The 18173-nt window shown below is 53.3% G+C and carries 18 protein-coding genes; 15 read left to right on the plus strand and 3 right to left on the minus strand.

Annotation, left to right across the window (positions count from 1 at the left end; translation table 11 throughout):
• Positions 1-30 precede the first annotated feature (30 nt).
• Together ung and B212_RS0106000 are read left to right on the plus strand one after the other, a co-directional pair.
• Positions 31-699: a uracil-DNA glycosylase gene (gene ung, locus B212_RS0105995; protein ID WP_019909572.1), complete on the plus strand. Its 669-nt coding sequence runs from the start codon at positions 31-33 to the stop codon at positions 697-699.
• A gap of 31 nt (positions 700-730) precedes the next feature.
• Positions 731-1135, plus strand: coding sequence for a hypothetical protein (locus B212_RS0106000; protein ID WP_019909574.1), 405 nt, complete (start codon positions 731-733; stop codon positions 1133-1135).
• A gap of 273 nt (positions 1136-1408) precedes the next feature.
• On the opposite strand, the gene B212_RS0106005 is transcribed toward B212_RS0106000, so the two are convergent.
• A complete protein-coding gene (locus B212_RS0106005) occupies positions 1409-1690 on the minus strand; it encodes a hypothetical protein (RefSeq protein WP_019909575.1) in 282 nt (93 codons plus the stop codon).
• Between the two features lie 320 nt (positions 1691-2010).
• Here B212_RS0106005 and B212_RS0106010 point away from each other — a divergent pair, with 320 nt between their 5' ends.
• From B212_RS0106010 to B212_RS0106045, 8 genes are all read left to right on the plus strand, one after another.
• Positions 2011-2772 carry a DeoR/GlpR family DNA-binding transcription regulator gene (locus B212_RS0106010; RefSeq protein WP_019909576.1) on the plus strand — a complete coding sequence of 254 codons (762 nt, stop codon included), beginning with the start codon at positions 2011-2013 and terminating at the stop codon, positions 2770-2772.
• A gap of 32 nt (positions 2773-2804) precedes the next feature.
• A complete protein-coding gene (pfkB, locus tag B212_RS0106015) occupies positions 2805-3716 on the plus strand; it encodes a 1-phosphofructokinase (RefSeq protein WP_019909577.1) in 912 nt (303 codons plus the stop codon).
• A gap of 48 nt (positions 3717-3764) precedes the next feature.
• A complete protein-coding gene (locus B212_RS0106020; protein WP_019909578.1) occupies positions 3765-5690 on the plus strand; it encodes a PTS fructose transporter subunit IIABC in 1926 nt (641 codons plus the stop codon).
• A 171-nt stretch (positions 5691-5861) separates the two neighbouring features.
• Complete coding sequence (locus B212_RS0106025; protein WP_019909579.1) at positions 5862-6362, plus strand: Crp/Fnr family transcriptional regulator; 501 nt, start codon at positions 5862-5864, stop codon at positions 6360-6362.
• A 339-nt stretch (positions 6363-6701) separates the two neighbouring features.
• Positions 6702-7373 carry a YitT family protein gene (locus B212_RS0106030; RefSeq protein WP_019909580.1) on the plus strand — a complete coding sequence of 224 codons (672 nt, stop codon included), beginning with the start codon at positions 6702-6704 and terminating at the stop codon, positions 7371-7373.
• 166 nt (positions 7374-7539) lie between these two features.
• Positions 7540-8331: a TIGR00266 family protein gene (locus tag B212_RS0106035; RefSeq protein WP_019909581.1), complete on the plus strand. Its 792-nt coding sequence runs from the start codon at positions 7540-7542 to the stop codon at positions 8329-8331.
• A 519-nt stretch (positions 8332-8850) separates the two neighbouring features.
• Positions 8851-9549, plus strand: a complete 699-nt coding sequence (locus tag B212_RS0106040) for a response regulator transcription factor (RefSeq protein ID WP_019909582.1) — start codon at positions 8851-8853, stop codon at positions 9547-9549.
• A 1-nt stretch (position 9550) separates the two neighbouring features.
• Entirely contained in the window at positions 9551-10525 is a 975-nt protein-coding gene (locus B212_RS0106045) for a sensor histidine kinase (RefSeq protein WP_019909583.1), read from the plus strand.
• A gap of 11 nt (positions 10526-10536) precedes the next feature.
• Here the strand turns inward: B212_RS0106045 and B212_RS0106050 are convergent, their stop codons facing one another.
• A complete protein-coding gene (locus B212_RS0106050) occupies positions 10537-10806 on the minus strand; it encodes a PQ-loop domain-containing transporter (protein ID WP_019909584.1) in 270 nt (89 codons plus the stop codon).
• A 257-nt stretch (positions 10807-11063) separates the two neighbouring features.
• On the opposite strand from B212_RS0106050, the gene B212_RS0106060 reads away from it, so the two are divergent.
• The 5 genes from B212_RS0106060 to metE all read left to right on the plus strand — a co-directional run bounded on the left by B212_RS0106060 (position 11064) and on the right by metE (position 17838).
• Positions 11064-11834 (plus strand): ABC transporter ATP-binding protein, encoded by a 771-nt coding sequence (locus B212_RS0106060; RefSeq protein WP_019909586.1) that lies wholly within the window; start codon positions 11064-11066, stop codon positions 11832-11834.
• Entirely contained in the window at positions 11809-13758 is a 1950-nt protein-coding gene (locus B212_RS0106065; protein ID WP_019909587.1) for an ABC transporter permease, read from the plus strand. The genes B212_RS0106060 and B212_RS0106065 overlap by 26 nt, the downstream gene beginning before the upstream one ends.
• 15 nt (positions 13759-13773) lie before the next feature.
• Positions 13774-14397 carry a DedA family protein gene (locus tag B212_RS0106070; protein ID WP_019909588.1) on the plus strand — a complete coding sequence of 208 codons (624 nt, stop codon included), beginning with the start codon at positions 13774-13776 and terminating at the stop codon, positions 14395-14397.
• A gap of 27 nt (positions 14398-14424) precedes the next feature.
• Positions 14425-15285, plus strand: coding sequence for an undecaprenyl-diphosphate phosphatase (locus B212_RS0106075; RefSeq protein WP_019909589.1), 861 nt, complete (start codon positions 14425-14427; stop codon positions 15283-15285).
• A gap of 243 nt (positions 15286-15528) precedes the next feature.
• Complete coding sequence (gene metE / locus B212_RS0106080; RefSeq protein WP_019909591.1) at positions 15529-17838, plus strand: 5-methyltetrahydropteroyltriglutamate--homocysteine S-methyltransferase; 2310 nt, start codon at positions 15529-15531, stop codon at positions 17836-17838.
• 50 nt (positions 17839-17888) lie between these two features.
• Here metE and B212_RS33710 read toward each other — a convergent pair whose 3' ends face one another.
• Complete coding sequence (locus tag B212_RS33710) at positions 17889-18041, minus strand: DUF1540 domain-containing protein (protein WP_019909592.1); 153 nt, start codon at positions 18039-18041, stop codon at positions 17889-17891.
• Positions 18042-18173: the final 132 nt, after the last annotated feature.

Consider the following 18173-nt stretch of genomic DNA (forward strand, 5'->3'; position numbering starts at 1 on the left):
TATGTCGCAGTAATCGGGAGGAGAACGGGAATGTTTGGCAACGATTGGAATGAGGTATTGCAGGAGGAGACGCAAAAGCCCTATTTTCAGGAGCTTCGTTATGCATTAGCCAGGGAATATAAGCAGTACAAGGTGTATCCGCCCAAAGAAGATCTGTTCTCGGCGCTGAAGCTGACACCTTACCATAAGACGCGGGTGGTTATTCTGGGCCAGGACCCTTATCACGGAGCGGGCCAGGCGCATGGCCTCAGCTTCTCGGTCAAACCGGGGGTGCGCATTCCGCCCTCACTCCGCAACATCTACACAGAGCTGCAGGAAGATATGGGTGTGTCTGTACCGAACCATGGCTCGCTGCTGCACTGGGCGGAGGAGGGCGTCCTGATGCTGAATGCAGTGCTGACGGTACGTGAAGGTCAGCCTAACTCCCACAAAGGGCTCGGCTGGGAGACCTTCACGGACGCAGTCATGGAGAGGCTGAATGAACGGCAGGAGCCGATGGTGTTCATCCTGTGGGGCAGCCATGCCCAGCAAAAAGGGGCTTATATCGACCGCAGCCGCCACTTGGTTATCCAGTCTCCGCATCCAAGCCCCTTCTCGGCGCATCGGGGATTTCTCGGCAGCCATCCTTTTTCGCGGGCTAACGGATACCTGGAATCGAAAGGCTTACAGGGAATAGACTGGTTTATACCGAATATATAGTTAGCTTGGACACAGCGGAGGGGGTGGGGCAATGAAGCATTGGGTAGGCAGACCAGTCATAATGTATTGCGGAGAAGAGCCCTACACAGTCATGAAGGGCGTATTGCGCAAATGGGACCCTGCAGCTTCAGTGGCCGTAATCGGCCACCAGGAAATTTCTGTGCCTTTTCGTGACATTGTATTCATCAAGGCGCTTACTCCTAAAGAGAGAGCTTTCCCTCCGGTTCTGCATTCTGTCGGATACGTCATGAGAGAACGCCAGCAGTTCGATAATGCGGTTTATTTCAAATCGGCTGTGACCGTATGGAAGGGCGACCAGTTGATCGCCTTCAATACGACGATCCTCTCGCATACCAAAGGCTCGGTTACGCTTCAGGACGGGCAGAGCCTGCTGAAAGGTAGCCATATCTTTGTAGTACGCTCCCTGAGGGGCTGACATGCCCCCAAAGCCATGCAATGGATGCCTGAGATTTAAGACACAAAAAAGAAACCATCCTTTGGTAAAATGCAGTTACCAAAAGATGGTTTCTTTTGCATATTCAATCTATCCCGGTGCTTTCATGAAGAAGGTCAACGCAGGCTTGTCCCCAGCTTGGTGGAGGGCTTGGTGCAGAGCCTTAATAGTAGTGTCGGCGGGAAGTAAGCTCCAGGCTGAACAGCATTAAGCGTTTCCGCGGACTTCTTCCTGCCTTTGCCTGTATATCGTCGGTTAACGCCGTGGACGGGCTTTGCGTCCCACCGCTTTTTTTCTGGATCTAATGAATAGAACCGGCTCAAGATCAGCCTGGCCTCCGGTTTGCTTGGTGACTTGCTTGGCTTTGACCAGAGATAGGAAGGCAAAGAAATCCCCAAGAGCGGTTAGCCCGGCTCCAATGATCGCATAATCTTCAGCGTCCAGCTCATCTATTTCGAGAGGACCGCCACTGTCACTTTTATTAGGGTTATTATTGCTGTTGTTCCCGTGTCCGGAATTGTTGTTATTTTTGGCCATCTCAAGTTTCACCCGCTTTTCCCCGTATGTACTATAAAATATGTAAAACCCTGCCGGGATGAAATAGGCAATTGAGAGGATATTTCTAAGCCTCATTTGAAAAACTAATAATGAAGCAAATGAGCACAAATGAGCATTGCCGGTCATTGAAGCACACTTGCCCAATATGTGGAGCAAAGCGGGGTTATTATGGCTGCCTTAAGAGAAAAATAACCAAAAAAAAGCGCTTTACAGCGCATGTAAACGCTGTTACAATCATGAATGAGCAGAAGTGATCACAAATGGTCATTAACGCCTTTGCAGAGAGGAGTGAGCTACCCTTGTTTGAAGAGGAACGCAAGGCTAGTATCGTACACATTGTCGAGAGGCATACAAGGGCTTCGGTTCAGGAGCTTAGCCAGGAGCTGGGCGTTTCTGAATCCACAGTTCGCCGGGACCTCAAGGAGCTTGAGGAAGCGCGGCTGCTGAAGCGCACACATGGGGGAGCGGTCTCTCTGCAAAGCGTCAATTTTGAAGCGGCATTTCCCGATAAAGAGGACCGGTTCCTCGATGAGAAGCTGCGGATAGCAAGCAAAGCTGTGGAGATGATACAGGAAGGCGATGCCATTCTACTGGATGGAGGAACAACCACACTGCAGATTGCAAGAGCGCTGAAGACATTTACGAACCTTAAGGTTATCACCAACTCCATGATTGCTCTGAACGAGCTGAAGGATTGCCGCAATATTGAAGTTTCAATTACAGGCGGGCTGCTGCGGCCGGATACGTTAGCTTTTGTAGGGCCGATGACGGAGCGCTCGCTGGAAATGGTCCGGGTGGATAAAGCGTTTCTCGGCACGAACGGGCTGGATTTGCATGATGGCATCACCACTCCGAATATGCTGGAGGCGGCAACCAAGCGCAAGATGATTTCAGTGGCGAAGCAGTCGATTCTGCTGGCCGACCACAGCAAGATTGGTCAGGTATCCTTTTGCAAGGTGGCAGATCTGCGGGAAATGGATCACTGCATTCTGGATGCGCAAACACCCGAAAGCTTCATTCGCGGGCTGGAAGGACTGGACGTTGGCTTTACCTTGGCGTAGGGGCGAGAAAACATAAATAAAGAGGGATAACAATGATCTATACAGTAACGCTTAATCCTTCCATTGACTACATCGTGGAAGTGGATGACTTGACACTAGGCGGTCTTAACCGCATGACACGGGATTTGAAGCTGCCCGGAGGCAAAGGGATCAACGTATCCCGTGTGCTGAACCAGCTTGAGGTGCAGAATACGGCAATCGGCTTTCTTGGGGGCTTTACCGGGCGATATATCAAGGATTGGCTGCACGGAGAAAAGATTTCCAGTGATTTCGTATCCGTCGCAGACGATACCCGGATCAATATCAAGCTCAAGGCCGCAGAAGAGACTGAGATTAATGGAACCGGTCCGGTGATCCGGGATGCGGAAGCAGATGCATTGCTGCTTAAGCTCGAGGCGCTGCAAGCCGGGGATACGCTCGTTCTGTCCGGGAGTGCTCCGCCTTCGCTTGGGGGCGATTTCTACAGCAAGCTGATTGCCGTATGCAAACGGAAAAAGGCTGAATTCGTGATTGATACAACAGGTCAGGCACTGAAGGATGCGCTGGCTCTGGAACCGCTGCTTGTCAAGCCGAATCATCATGAGCTGGCAGAGCTGTTCGGTGTCACCATCAAGACCAGGGAAGAGATTATCACCTACGGACGCAGGCTGATGGAGTCAGGCGCACGGTATGTGCTGGTATCCATGGCAGGCGAAGGGGCGTTGTTCATCTCGGATCAAGGCGTGTATTATGCGAGTGCACCATCTGGCACAGTGAGGAATTCAGTGGGTGCAGGCGATTCCATGATCGCCGGATTTGTGGGCACACTGTCTCTCACCGGAGATGTGCTGGAGGCTTTCCGTACAGGAGTAGCTTCAGGAAGCGCGACGGCATTCTCCGACGACCTGGCGGACAGAGCGCTCATTGAGCAGCTTAAGCCTCAGATTGAGATTACACAGGTATAAACAAGCAATATACAAGCAATATACAAGTGATATAAGGAGTTGATTGTAATGAAAATTACAGATTTGCTGATAAAAGATACCATGATCATGAACCTCAAGGCCGTGACCAAGGAGGCCGCGATTGATGAGCTGATCGCCAGTCTTGCGGCCAGCGGCCGGATCAATGATCCGGTTCTGTTCAAAGAGAAGATTCTGGCGCGCGAAGCCGAGTCCAGCACCGGAATCGGCGGCGGGATTGCTATGCCGCACGCCAAGACCAAAGCCGTTAATGAAGCTACCGTGGTGTTCGCCAAAAGCGCAGCGGGGGTGGACTTCGCCTCCCTCGATGATGAACCGGCAAAAGTATTCTTTATGATTGCCGCCCCGGAGGGTGCTGGAAATATGCACATGCGGACACTGGCTGCACTGTCCAGGCTGCTCATTGAAAGCGAATTCATCGAAGCACTGATGAATGCCCGGACTCCAGATGAAGTGATTGCCCTGTTCAATACCAAACAGGCCGAAGCTGAGGCTAAGGCACAGGAAGAAGGACAAGGAAGCGGGACCAAGCAGCCGGAGGCCGCACGTGTAATTACCGGCAACCCGAATACGGAGAAGTTCGTTGTTGCTGTGACGGCATGTCCTACGGGTATCGCCCATACGTATATGGCTGAAGATGCGCTTAAGAAAAAAGCCAAGGAAATGGGCGTCAACATCCGTGTGGAGACGAACGGTTCAGAAGGCGCACAGAATGTGCTGACTCCTGATGAAATCGCCCGGGCCAGCGGTGTTATTGTCGCCGCCGACAAAAAAGTGGAAATGGACCGATTTGCCGGCAAACCGGTGCTGCAAAGACCGGTGAGCGACGGCATCCGGAAATCCGAAGAGCTGATCACCAAAGCCATGAACGGCGATGCTCCGGTCTACCGCAGCGAAGGCCGCAGCGGCGATGAAGCAGCGTCAGCGAAATCCGGCAGTGTCGGCAGCAAAATATACAAGGATCTGATGAACGGCATCTCGCACATGCTGCCGTTTGTAGTCGGCGGCGGGATTCTGCTGGCGATCTCCTTCCTGTTCGAGCAGACTGCCGGTGTGGACAATCCGATTGTTAAGCTGCTTCAGACCATTGGCGGCGGCGATGGCGCCTTCCATTTCCTGATTCCGATTCTGGCCGGATTTATTGCGCTCAGCATCGGTGACCGTCCGGCCCTGATGCCGGGTATGGTCGGGGGCTATATGGCCCTGAATTCCAATGCCGGCTTCCTTGGCGGTCTGGCTGCCGGTTTCCTTGCCGGTTACGTGGTGATTATGCTCCGCAAAGCCTTTACGGGCCTGCCCAAAACACTCGACGGCCTGAAGCCGATTCTGCTCTACCCGATCTTCAGCTTGCTTATTACCGGCGGTATTATGTTCTACCTGTTCGATCCTGTGTTTAGTGCGCTTAATACAGCGTTGACCGGCGTACTTGATAACCTGGGTACAGGAAATGCCGTTCTGCTGGGTCTGGTGCTTGGCGGAATGATGGCGATTGATATGGGCGGACCGTTCAATAAAGCGGCTTATACCTTTGCGATTGGCGTATTCACCTCCAGCGGCAACACCAACGGTCTGATGATGGCTGCGGTTATGGCGGGCGGTATGGTGCCTCCTTTGGCTATCGCTCTGGCTACTACCTTCTTCAGAAATAAATTTACCGAAACAGAACGCAAATCCGGTCTGACGAACTATGTGCTGGGCTTGTCGTTCATCACGGAAGGGGCCATTCCTTTTGCGGCAGCCGATCCGATGCGTGTTCTAACCTCGTGTATCATTGGCTCCGCTGTTGCCGGCGGTCTGACACAACTGTGGAAAATCAATGTTCCTGCTCCGCATGGCGGCATTTTTGTAGCGGCACTTTCCAGCAATGCCCTGCTGTTCATTCTTGCGGTTCTGATCGGCTCCGTAATTTCCGGGCTGATGCTGGGACTGTGGAAGAAGACGCTGGCGGCGAAGTAATTCTCTTGTAAAATCTTTCAAACAACAAGCCCTGCGGTCCACCTGATGTGGTTCGCGGGGCTTTCATTTTAGGATGATCTTATTCTTTTTTTGTCTGTGTGCGCTCCATTTTTCAGTCGTATTTCTGTATAATTACCCATATACATAACGAGAAGCCGAAGGAGAGAGCGAATGATATTGCACAAAGGAGAGGTCCTGTTCCGTCAGGGAGACGGCGGCCAGAATCTGTACAGGGTGAAAAGCGGGCTGTTTAAGGTAACAAGGCTGCATGAGAACGGGAACGTAGTGCTGTTCAACCTCCTCTATCCCGGTGAGACGGTCCCCCACCATTCCCTCATTTCCCCGAAGGAGGCGCATGGAACGGCAGTAGCGATGATGAAAAGCGAGGTGGAGGTGATTCCGGCAGCCGAATGGTACCGCGAGATTCGCGAGGAGCCGGATAAAATGCTTAAGATTGCCCTGCTGCTCCAGGAGAAGGTACGCTTTATGCAGACGCGCCTCGATCATCTTACCGTCGGAACACCGGGCGAGCGGCTTGAGCTGTTAACCCGCTGGTTTAACGAATACACACATGGCGCACCGCTGACGGATTTATTGACACAAGAGGAGATCGGGCAACTGATCGGCGTACGGCGTGAGACGGTCAATCGTCTGCTGCGCAATCAAGGCTGACGTGCATTTTACATTATGCTTGATGTTTTTTAATGGAAAACAGTATTTAGAAGCAGCGCCGCGTGGTATAATCAAATAAGAATACATCAAATTAGAGAAAGGATCAGGATACCATGTGTCCCCGAAGGACGATTCCCCAAAGGACGATTTGGAAACGTTATGATCTGTCTTATACTTAGCTTCCCTGTAGAAGGTGCGCATACCGTTGCTTTTTGACGAAACCGCCTCTGCGAGGAAGGGAGTATTGTATATGCGAAGGAGCAACATCTCCTCCGGTCAGACCCGTCGTAGAGGCTTGAAGGACGTCTAAGCCGCCATTTACGATAAGGGGAGACCTGTATGAGGAAACAAGACGGTAGCATGAGCTTGCCGCTTCGATTAACTGTCATTTTGTCCGGAACATTTCTGCTTGCATTTACTTATTATCACATCAATTATCAGAACCATCTAACCGAGGGCGGATTTGTAGGCTTGTCCCTGCTCGGTAAGTATGTGCTGGGCATTTCGCCTTCATTATCCATTCTATTCTTGGATATTCCAGTACTCATAGTCGCTATGATCTTCAAAGGCAGAGCATTCGTATTGAACACCTTCGTCTCTGTAGGTGCCTTCACGGTATTCTACAGCCTGATGGAGCATTATTCCGGATGGGTCATCAACCTGCAGGATAACTTGCCGATTGCGGCACTGTTGTCCGGCGTACTGACGGGTCTGGGAGCGGGAATGGTCCTGCGCGGCGGCGGGGCGAGCGGCGGTGACGATATTTTGTCGCTGCTGATCAGTGAATGGAAAGGAATTAAGGTAGGAACCGTATTTATCCTGATGGATGTTATCGTTCTGGCGTTATCGCTTTTCTATATGCCTCTCAAGGAAACGCTGTACACTGTAATGGCAGTAGTTGTTGCCGGTTATGTCATTACATTTACAACCTCTCTTGGCAGACCAAAGCTGAGCCAAACTCCAAAAATCCAACCCAAGCTCAACAAGCCGCATGATGGTACAGTAATGTGACAATTTCAGAACAGCCCTGTTTCGGGGATAATCGAAAGGTCAGTCAGAATTTATCCGGCTGGCCTTTTTGGTTTGTGGAGGATTGGAACCTCACAAGCACGGAGGCGTATATATATCAGCCGTAGAGACATAGGATTACATAGCACACATTAAGGAGGAATTATTGATGAGCGCTCATGAAATTGATTATGTGATAATGGGTGAGGAAATACAGTGCGTCGAGGTGCAGCTTGATCCCGGAGAGAGCGTTATCGCCGAAGCCGGAAGCTTCATGATGATGGACCCGGAGATTTCGATGGAGACCATCTTCGGCGACGGAACCGGATCACGCGGAGGCGGACTGATGGGCAAGCTGATGGGGGCGGGCAAACGCCTGCTGACCGGGGAAAGTCTGTTCATGACCATCTTCACGCATGCCGGACCCTATGGCAGGAAAAGTGTCATTTTTGCCGCTCCATATCCGGGCAAGATCATCCCGCTCGATCTGCAGCAATACGGCGGTAAAATGATCTGCCAGAAGGATGCGTTCCTCTGTGCAGCCAAAGGTGTCACCATCGGCATTGAATTTCAGCGCAAGCTGGGTGTCGGCTTCTTCGGCGGTGAAGGCTTCATTATGCAAAAGCTCGAAGGAGACGGACTGGCCTTCGTCCACTCCGGCGGCTATATTATGGAGCGGACGCTGCAGCCTGGAGAAACGATTAAGCTCGATACCGGCTGTCTGGTCGCTATGACCGCTTCCGTCGATTACAATATCGAGTTCGTCAAAGGTGTAAAGACAGCCCTCTTCGGCGGTGAAGGCCTGTTCTTCGCCACCCTGCGCGGCCCGGGCAAGATTTGGGTGCAGTCTTTGCCGTTCAGCCGGATGGCGGACCGCATCCTGTCGGCTGCCGGCAATACCGGCCGCAAGGAAGAGGGAAGCATCTTAGGCGGCCTGGGCAATCTGCTGGATGGCAAATAGGCCAGCGGGCAGGCTGCGGCACGGCGCCGCCATTGGCGGTGGCTTACTTACCGGGACTGATTAAGTTAATTTCGAAGAAACAGCCGCCTTGCCAGGTTAGTTCTGGAGAGGCGGCTGTTTTTGTGTTGTGTGCTGATCAAGCATCCTTGTTACCCGCGTGAATCTAGAAGCACTGTGCGAATGGTGCTCCATCCCCCGGCAACCGCATCTATTGCACATTCTGCATTTGATTTCTCCCAAAGTTATCCGAAAACAAAATCTGCTGCATTCTGTGCAGTAGAATATCTGAAAAAGATCCGTTAGCGTAGGGAATGTAGAATTCTATTGTACGAAATACAGCAGGATACGATTTTCCGCCGCAGAATAAGAAATCTATTGCAGAAAGTGCAATCATACTGAGAATTTTCTATTGTGCTCTGGCAGGAACTGTTACATCTCATATTTGACTACACCCCAGCGACTGGTTATATTAGGGGGCAAACCCCTTAGCCGGATAAGGCTGCAGACCGGAGGCTTGAAATGTTCAAAATTTTTATTATCGAAGACGACCGTGGACTGGTGACGCTGCTCCAGGAGTATTTACATAAGTTCGGCTATGAGACACAGGCGGTGCATGATTTTGAAGATGTGCGGAGCGAGTTCGGGCAATTTGCGCCGCATCTGGTGCTGCTGGACGTGAATCTGCCCAAATTTGACGGATATTACTGGTGCCGCCAAATCCGCGGGCTTTCGACCTGTCCGATCCTGTTCATCTCCGCCCGCGACGGCAAGATGGACCAGGTGATGGCGCTGGAAAACGGAGCCGATGATTATATTACGAAGCCGTTCGATTATGAGATTGCCCTCGCCAAAATTAAAAGCCACCTCCGCCGGGCCTACGGCTCCTACGCCGGGGGCGGCAATGAGCGCAGCTTAACGGTGGCTGGGCTGCTGCTGGATGTGGAGCGGCTGGTTCTTTCACGCGGCAACGCCAAGATTGATCTGAGCCATACGGAAGCCAAAATTCTGGATGAGCTGATGCAGAAAGCCGGCTCCGTGGTTACCCGCGACCGGCTGCTGGAGAAAATCTGGGACGAACAGGCTTTTGTGGATGACAATACGCTGAATGTGTACGTGACCCGGGTGCGTAAAAAGCTTGCGGCACTGGACATCACGGACGGCCTGCAAACCGTACGCGGCCAAGGTTACATACTGTGCGAGAATTGGGGGGAGGCGTAACATGAAGCTGTTTTTGCGGGAACAGACACCGCTTATTGTCATTTATCTGGCCCAGCTTCTGATGATCACGCTGGTATACCGGCTGGACGGCGGCAGCGGGATGAACGTCAGCTTATATGCAGGGCTGCTCAGCACCTGTCTGCTGCTGGCTTATCTGGCGTACCGCTTCATCTCCAACCGTTCCTTTTACGAACGCCTGCTGAATCTTCCCGCTTCGCTGGAGGAATCGAACGGTCCTGCCCAAACCTCACCGCTGGCGGAGAGCCTGCGCGGTCTGCTGGCCCATCAGTTCCGTCTGTACCAGAATGATCTGCACAGCTACCGCCACAAGCTGGAGGAGCATATTCATTTTATCAACCAATGGGTGCATGGGATGAAGACTCCGCTGTCCGTCATCCATCTGATTATACAGGACAAGGACGGTCCACCTTTTACGGCGCTTGGCGATGAGCTTGACCGTCTCAAAAAAGGGCTGGATACCGTGCTCTACACCGCGCGTCTCGACACCTTTGAGCATGACTTCTATGTGGAACGGCTTGATCTGGCGGCTATCGTGCGGGGTGTAACCTCGGAACAGAAACGGCTGTTCATCCGCAAGCGGATATTCCCGGCGATTGCGGTGGACAGCGGCATATTCATTACTTCCGATGAAAAATGGCTGTCGTTCGTGCTGACCCAGCTAATTACAAATGCGCTGCGCTATACGGTGGAGGAGGGGCGGTTTGTCCATTTTCATGGCTATGCCGATGACGGGGGCAGAACTGTGCTGGAGGTGCGCGATGAAGGAGTAGGCATTCCTCCGGGAGATCTGCCCCGCGTGTTCGATCCTTATTTTACCGGCGTCAACGGGCGCAGCTTCCAGGAATCCACAGGGATGGGGCTTTATTTGGTGAAGCAGATTTGCGGCAAGCTGGGGCATAGGGTGGAAATATCCTCGGAGGTGGGGAAAGGGACGGCGGTGAAGGTGCTTTTCTAAAGGTTCATCGCTTATTGCTTACGGTAGCGGATGATCAGCAGAATGACTGTGGACACCACAGCCAAAGACAAGGTATTCGTTATCAAAAAAGCCAGGCCAACCCCTGTTAACGTCAGGTTAACCGCATATGACTCCATGAGGGCAATCCCCAGCAGCATCAAGAGGTATGATTTTAAGCTTAAATCGGCAACGGACTTCGTTCTAACAATTTGCACAATCTGTGGAATCCATCCGAGCGACAGGATCAGACCGCCAACCAGTTGCATTACCGAAAACAGCATCGTACACCCCCGCGATATTATCATCTACAGTTTGTAACGCTCTACATTAAATACATTTCCTAATATTAACCCCATGAGCCGGTTCTCCTGGAGCACGCCGGAACCTTCTCTTCCTATATTGTTGTATTCCGAGCGGCCCATAAGGGTTCCCTCCCGGCTTACAATACTGTAAGGTGACTGTAAGTTTCAGAAATAGCGGCTGCTGTTTACTGTTTGTATAATGAAAGCAATCCAGGCGAACGAAGGAGCGGAAGTGCTTGCCCATATTAGACGTCCACAATTTATCCAAAATATATGAGGGCAAGGTGTCGACCCACGCGCTGAACCATATCCGCTTTGCCGTGGAGAAGGGGGAATTCGTGGGCATCATGGGCCCGTCAGGCAGCGGCAAAACCACACTGCTCAACGTAATCGGCACCATCGACGAGCCCACCTCCGGGGAGGTTATGATTAATGGCCGGAACCCGCAGAGTCTGGATCGTAAGGACAAAGCCCTGTTTCGCCGCAAGGAGCTTGGATTTGTATTTCAGCATTTCAATCTGCTTGATACGCTCACCGTAGAGGAGAATATCGTGCTGCCGCTGACGCTTGCGGGAGTCTCTGTGCCGGAGATAGAAGACAGACTGCATGAGGTGGTTAACCGCTTGGGCATCGGCGGACTGCTGCCTAAGCGGACCTATGAAATCTCCGGCGGACAAATGCAGCGGGTGGCGATCGCCCGGGCGGTGATTCACCGGCCTGCGCTGATTCTGGCGGATGAACCGACAGGCAGTCTGGACTCCAGAACCGCTGCAGAGGTCATGAGTCTACTGGCGGAAGTGAACGGGGCGGAAGGAACAACGGTGCTTATGGTCACGCATGATGCGGTGGCGGCAAGCTTTTGCCATCGGGTAATCTTTATCAAAGACGGGCGCTTCCACAGCGAGATGTACCGGGGCAGCAGCAGATCAGCTTTTTTCCAGAACATCATCGACATGCTGTCGCTGCTGGGAGGAGCGGGCCATGACCTTTCGGCAGTTCGCTTATAGGAATGTAACACGCAACAAGCGGAAGTATGCGGCTTATTTTGTCAGCAGCGCCTTTTCGGTGATGGTCTTTTTTCTGTGCGCATTATTTATCTTCCATCCGGCGATTGCCCGGGACAGAATTCTGAGCACGGCGGCGAACACGATGCTGGTGGCCGAAGGGATCATTTATGTGTTTTGTTCCTTGTTCGTGCTGGTATCTGTTGGCTCCTTCCTGCAGTCACGCAAGCTTGAATTCGGCATTCTGCTGATGCATGGCATGACGAAGCGGCAGCTATATCTGATGGTTTTCCTGGAAAATATGATGATCGGCGGTTCTGCCATACTCACCGGCACAGTGCTCGGACTGCTGCTTGGCAAGCTGTTCCTGATGATCGGCTCCGGCTTCCTCGGAATCCCTCCGCTGGAATTTCACCTGAGCTGGCAAGCCCCCGTGCTGACGATTTGCAGCTTTGTTCTGCTGTTCATGCTGATCTCGCTGTCAACGTTTGCCTTCATCGGCAATGAATCGCCGCGCGGCCTGTTCCAGGGTGCGGGCAGAGGTGAGGCGGAGCCCGCGAGATCGGGGTGGCTGGCGCTGTTGTCAGGTCTGCTGCTGCTTGCCGGATATGGCCTCGCGGCTGCTACAACAGCGACTACTGTAGAGACTATGATGGTTCCTGTTGTGCTGATTACAGTTGCCGGGACGTATCTTTTTTACACACAGCTCAGCCTGTACATCGTAGGGCTGCTGCGGCAGATCCGCCGCTTCTATTGGAAACATACGCATATTCTCATGTTCTCGGGACTGTCGCACCGCTGGAAGGACAATGGCCGGATGTTTTTTATGGTCACCATCGTATCGGCGGTCTCCTTCACCTCCGTGGGCGTGTTCGCCTCGATCCATACATTGTCCCGGGAGCTGAAGCTGGACTATCCGGCGGCGGTTGGTTATGTGGCTAAGGGAGGCGAACGGGCTTCCACAGAGGAGCGGGATTTGCAGGGGATTGCGGCAGAGCTGGAGGAGCTTGGGATTCCTTACGAAGCACTTGAAGTTCCGCTTAAATATGCGGCGGTAGAATCACAGACGGGACCTGACCGGACTCAGCGGCTGCCGCTGATGGCTTACAGTGATTATAAGCGTGCGCTGCGGCATGCGGGTTTTATCTCGAATGAGCCGCCGCTGCGGGGGAACGAGGGGCTGGTGATGATCGGCTCCCAGCGTGACCGCAGCCTGATTTCTGAACGGGTCAAAGCAACGTATAAGCTTAAGCAAGCGATATACATTCAAGAAATTGGATACACCGGGCATGTGCCGATTGCCGAATATTTGCTCCCGGAGCTGGATGGCACTCTTGGCGGGGATTTCAGCGGACTGGTGATCAGCGACAGCCTGTACAGCCGGATTGTCCCGGTGCAGCAGGACCGGTATACCGGATTCTATGTGGAGGACTTCATACGGACGGCAGAAGTAGCCTCGGCGCTTGCCCCCAAAGGAAAGGTGGCCTACGAGGCAGACGCCTCTTATGCCGTGGTAGTTAGCGGCACTCTGTTTGAGGTACAGCGTACGCTGTACAGCACGATGCTGTTTGCTTCGCTGCTGGTCGGCACAATCTTCTTCATTGCGGCAGGGAGCTTCCTCTATTTCCGTCTCTATACGGACCTGGATCATGACCGTCTGCAGTATTCGACCCTGTCGAAGCTGGGCCTTACGGACAAGGAGCTGGACCGCGTTGCCACGCTGCAATTGGCCCTGATGTTTTTCGTACCTGTTCTGCTGGCGGTTCTGCACAGTTTATTTGCATTTATCGCGCTGCAGCGGCTGTTTTACCTCTCTATTGCAGCCGAGACCGGGGCGGTGCTTGCCGGCTATTTGGCAGCCCAGGCGCTGTATTTCTTCTTCATCCGCAGCCGCTATTTACGCAATCTCAAGAAAAATCTCGTCTGATGCGGAGGGTTACGAATGAAATTATGGATTACAGATTTTATGGAGCAGTTCGGATATCTTGGTATTTTTCTGATGCTGGCTTTGGAAAATATTTTTCCGCCCATTCCCTCGGAGGTCATTCTGCCGTTCGGCGGCTTCATGACCATTGACTCCGGGCTAACGATTCCCGGTGTGCTCCTTGCTTCAACGGCGGGCTCGCTGCTCGGTGCGGTGATCCTGTACTGGATCGGGCGGCTGCTGGATGTCAGCAGAATGGAGCGGATTGTGGACCGCTGGGGCAAGTGGATACGGATTAAGAAGAGCGATATCCGCAGGGCGGACGCCTGGTTTGACAAATACGGCTATTGGACGGTGCTGTTCTGCCGGATGGTGCCGCTGGTGCGCAGCCTCATTTCGATTCCGGCAGGGATGTCAGGAATGAAGTTCGGACTGTTCCTGCTGTTTACGACGATTGGCACGCTGGGCTGGAATACACTGCTGATTCTGCTGGGGGCTGCGCTGGGTGAGTCCTGGGAGGAAATCGGAGTATACATGAATACCTATTCCAGTATTGTGTATGTCCTGATTGCCGGAGGAGCCGTCGTGCTTGGACTGCTGTATTTCCGCAAACGCCAGCTTGCGGGCAAAACCCGGGGATAGACAAAACCTATATAAGGAGGAATGTACATGGAGCTGTTAACCATTATTAAAGCTATTATATTGGGAATTGTAGAAGGTTTGACCGAATTTGCTCCGGTATCCTCCACGGGCCATATGATTATTGTCGATGATATGTGGCTGAAATCTCAGGAATTTCTCGGAAAATATACAGCGAATACCTTCAAGGTAGTGATTCAGCTAGGCTCGATCCTGGCTGTGGTGGTGATCTTCCGCAACCGGTTCATTGATCTTCTGGGCCTGAAGCGGTTCAGCCGCAGGGAGCTGACGGCGGTGCCGGATGGTCCATCTCCGGTTGAAGGCGGGGGGCGGCTGAAGCTGGCGCAGGTGATTGTCGGCCTCATTCCTGCCGGTGTGCTGGGATTTCTGTTCGAGGATTATATAGATGAACATTTATTCTCCACCTCAACTGTGCTGGTCGGCCTGGTGATCGGGGCAATTCTGATGATCTGTGCGGACCGTTTCGGCCCTAAAAAGATCAAGACAGAGAGCGTCGATCAAATTACATATAGGCAGGCGCTATCGGTTGGCCTCATTCAGTGCTTCTCGCTCTGGCCGGGGTTCTCGCGCTCCGGCTCGACGATCTCCGGCGGCGTTCTGCTGGGAATGAGCCACCGTGCCGCCGCCGACTTTACCTTCATTATGGCAGTGCCGATTATGGCTGGAGCCAGCCTGATTTCGCTGCTGAAGAATTGGCAGTATTTCACGCTGGATGCCTTGCCCTTCTTCATTGCGGGGTTCATTAGCGCATTTCTGTTCGCGCTGCTGTCCATGCGGTTTTTTCTGAAGCTGATCAACCGGATTAAGCTGATGCCGTTTGCCATTTACCGGATTATTCTCGCCGCAGTGGTCTACCTGGTCTGGTTCTAAATCTATTAATCTTATAGCTGAGCTACTGTAAGAAAAGGCAGAGTCTTCTTAATCCGAAGACCCTGCCTTTTCTGTTTGTTATAAGGAATGTGTATAACCGGATTGACCGGAATCTGTTGCGGCTGACTGAAGCGGTACAGTATGATGGCATCAGCTTTTCGGACGAAAGACAGATTGATCTTATTCGGAGACAACCAGGCGGAACAAAACTATAACCCATTAAGAATGCGAGGAGAAAATAATATGGCAAACAAAATCATAACCAGCAACCTTGGTTATCCGCGAATCGGCAAAAACCGCGAATGGAAAAAGGCGCTTGAGGCCTACTGGGCGGGCAAAATCAGTGAGGAAGTCTTCCGCGCCGAGATGGCGGATATTCAGCTTCAGCATTTGCAGGCTCAGCAATCAGCCGGCATGGATCTGATCCCGGTGAGTGATTTCACCTTCTATGATCATGTGCTGGATACCGCCGTAATGTTCGGCATTGTCCCGCCGCGATATGCGTATGACGGCGGCCGCGTGCCGCTTGACCTGTATTTTGCAATGGCGCGCGGCAATGCTGCCGCACCGGCCTGTGAAATGACCAAATGGTTCAATACGAATTACCATTATATCGTACCGGAGATCGGCAGCCAGAACCCCCGGCTGACCGAGAACAAGCCGCTTGCCGCCTACCGCTTCGCCAAAGATCAGGCCGGCATTGAGGGCAAGCCGGTTATAGTCGGACTCTATACCTTCCTCAAGCTGTCCAAAGGCTTCCCGGTTACTGAAATCCAGGAAGTCGCCGCCCGGTTCCTGCCGGTATATGTGCAGCTCTTGCAGGAGCTGCAGCAGGAGGGAGTCGCGTGGGTGCAGATCGACGAGCCGGCTATTGTGACCGGACTCACCGAAACGGACATTGCGCTGCTTGAGACGATCTACCGGCAACTATCCGCTGCGGTTCCTGGCCTGAAGCTGATTCTGCAGACGTATTTCGAAGCCGCCGAGCCGCTGGAAGCATTGCTGGCTCTGCCAGTACAGGCCATAGGCCTAGACTTCGTTCATGATGGCGGGGCCAACCTGGAGGCTATCGAACGTCTTGGCTGGCCTGCGGACAAGTATCTGGGTGCAGGCATTATTGACGGACGCAGCATCTGGCGCGCCGATCCCGATGCCAAGCTGGGGCTGATTGCGAAGCTGGCTGTTCATGTACCGCTGGATCGGCTGATTCTCCAGCCATCCGCAAGCCTGCTCCATGTGCCGGTAACGGTGCAGAGCGAAGTCAAGCTGAAGCCCGCCGTGAAGCGGGCGCTGGCCTTCGCTGACGAGAAGCTGGCGGAGCTTGATCTGCTTGCCGCCGCAGCAGGCGGCGATACGGCGAACTGCGCCGCTCAGCTCGCGGAGAGCCGTGATGCGCTTGCCGTCTTCCGCGCACTCCCGGAACGCGGGCGCCGGGATGTGGCCGAGCAGGTCCGCAGGCTGGACAGCCTGCCGGACAGCCGCGGCCTGATCTTCGCCGAGCGCCTCAAGGTGCAGCAGGAGAAGTGGAAGCTTCCGCTGCTGCCGACCACCACCATCGGCAGCTTTCCGCAGACGGCCGAGGTGCGCCAGGCGCGGCTCAAGTGGCGCAAAGGCGTATGGAACCAGGAGCGCTATGACGGGTTTGTCCGCCGCCAGATTGCTGAAGCCATTACACTGCAGGAGGAGCTTGGCCTTGACGTGCTGGTGCATGGGGAATTCGAGCGGACCGACATGGTCGAGTTCTTCGGCGAGAAGCTGGCGGGCTATCTGTTCACCCAGAACGGCTGGGTGCAGTCTTACGGCTCGCGCTGCGTGAAGCCGCCGGTCATCTACGCGGATGTCGCTTTTATCGAGCCGATGACTGTCAAGGAAAGCGTCTATGCCCAGTCGCTGACGAGACTGCCGGTGAAGGGCATGCTGACCGGGCCGGTAACGATTCTGAACTGGTCGTTCGTCCGCGATGACCTTAGCCGGGAAGAGGTGGCCAAACAAATCGCGCTTGCGCTCCGCCATGAAGTGCAGGCGCTGGAGGATGCCGGAATTGAGATGATACAGGTCGATGAGCCGGCGATCCGCGAAGGCCTGCCGCTGAAGGCGGAGGACCATGCGCATTATCTGGATTGGGCGGTACGGTCGTTCCGCACAGCGACGAATCATGTGAAGGATACAACCCAGGTTCATACCCATATGTGCTATAGCGAGTTTAATGATATGATCGGTGCCATCTCCGCCATGGACGCCGATGTAATCTCAATTGAGACCTCGCGCAGCCACGGGGAGCTGATCGCCGCTTTTGAAGAAGATGATTACGATAAAGGCATTGGCCTTGGCGTCTATGATATCCATAGTCCGCGTGTGCCGGAGGTGGAGGAAATGACCCAGAATATTGAGCGGGCGCTGCGCGTGCTGGATGCCGGGCAATTCTGGATTAATCCGGACTGCGGGCTGAAGACACGCGGCTGGGAGGAGACGGAGGCTGCGCTGCGCAACATGGTGCAGGCGGCAGGGCTGGTGCGGGAGAAAACACTTGATAATCATTCTCAATCTTGCTAAAATGAGAACAAGAAAGAAGGAACCGTGGAGGGTTCCTTCTGGGCTGTAGCTTATTTGCTTTCAAAGGTTTTGCAGTCTGTTTCATCAGCTTGTGAAGGCTGCTTGGAGCTGTGGTAAGCAACAAAGATGGATTCGGCGTTGCATTTGTTCTCTTCAGCCCAATAGGTGCAGGAATTTACAGCGCATTTTACGTCTTTTGCCATGAGGGTCTCACCTCCCCTTATTGTGGAATGGCGGCATCCTTACATGAACTCTTCTGATCGGCAAGGTGGAGCTTGTCCGAACAGAGCCTAACCCTTATCCCGTATGGATATAGGGTTTTTTGGCGTGGTTTG

This window comes from Paenibacillus sp. HW567, assembly GCF_000374185.1.
Classification (GTDB): Bacteria; Bacillota; Bacilli; order Paenibacillales; family Paenibacillaceae; genus Paenibacillus_AQ.

Coding starts and splice junctions, on each gene's coding strand:
- B212_RS0106050 (WP_019909584.1), bottom strand. CDS start 10,806: ATGCTGTTTTCGGTAATGCAACTGGTTGGCGGTCTGATCCTGTCGCTC.
- pfkB (WP_019909577.1), top strand. CDS start 2,805: ATGATCTATACAGTAACGCTTAATCCTTCCATTGACTACATCGTGGAA.
- B212_RS0106075 (WP_019909589.1), top strand. CDS start 14,425: ATGGAGCTGTTAACCATTATTAAAGCTATTATATTGGGAATTGTAGAA.
- metE (WP_019909591.1), top strand. CDS start 15,529: ATGGCAAACAAAATCATAACCAGCAACCTTGGTTATCCGCGAATCGGC.
- B212_RS0106020 (WP_019909578.1), top strand. CDS start 3,765: ATGAAAATTACAGATTTGCTGATAAAAGATACCATGATCATGAACCTC.
- B212_RS0106030 (WP_019909580.1), top strand. CDS start 6,702: ATGAGGAAACAAGACGGTAGCATGAGCTTGCCGCTTCGATTAACTGTC.
- B212_RS0106005 (WP_019909575.1), bottom strand. CDS start 1,690: ATGGCCAAAAATAACAACAATTCCGGACACGGGAACAACAGCAATAAT.
- B212_RS0106000 (WP_019909574.1), top strand. CDS start 731: ATGAAGCATTGGGTAGGCAGACCAGTCATAATGTATTGCGGAGAAGAG.
- B212_RS0106045 (WP_019909583.1), top strand. CDS start 9,551: ATGAAGCTGTTTTTGCGGGAACAGACACCGCTTATTGTCATTTATCTG.
- B212_RS0106065 (WP_019909587.1), top strand. CDS start 11,809: ATGACCTTTCGGCAGTTCGCTTATAGGAATGTAACACGCAACAAGCGG.
- B212_RS33710 (WP_019909592.1), bottom strand. CDS start 18,041: ATGGCAAAAGACGTAAAATGCGCTGTAAATTCCTGCACCTATTGGGCT.
- ung (WP_019909572.1), top strand. CDS start 31: ATGTTTGGCAACGATTGGAATGAGGTATTGCAGGAGGAGACGCAAAAG.
- B212_RS0106035 (WP_019909581.1), top strand. CDS start 7,540: ATGAGCGCTCATGAAATTGATTATGTGATAATGGGTGAGGAAATACAG.
- B212_RS0106040 (WP_019909582.1), top strand. CDS start 8,851: ATGTTCAAAATTTTTATTATCGAAGACGACCGTGGACTGGTGACGCTG.
- B212_RS0106025 (WP_019909579.1), top strand. CDS start 5,862: ATGATATTGCACAAAGGAGAGGTCCTGTTCCGTCAGGGAGACGGCGGC.
- B212_RS0106070 (WP_019909588.1), top strand. CDS start 13,774: ATGAAATTATGGATTACAGATTTTATGGAGCAGTTCGGATATCTTGGT.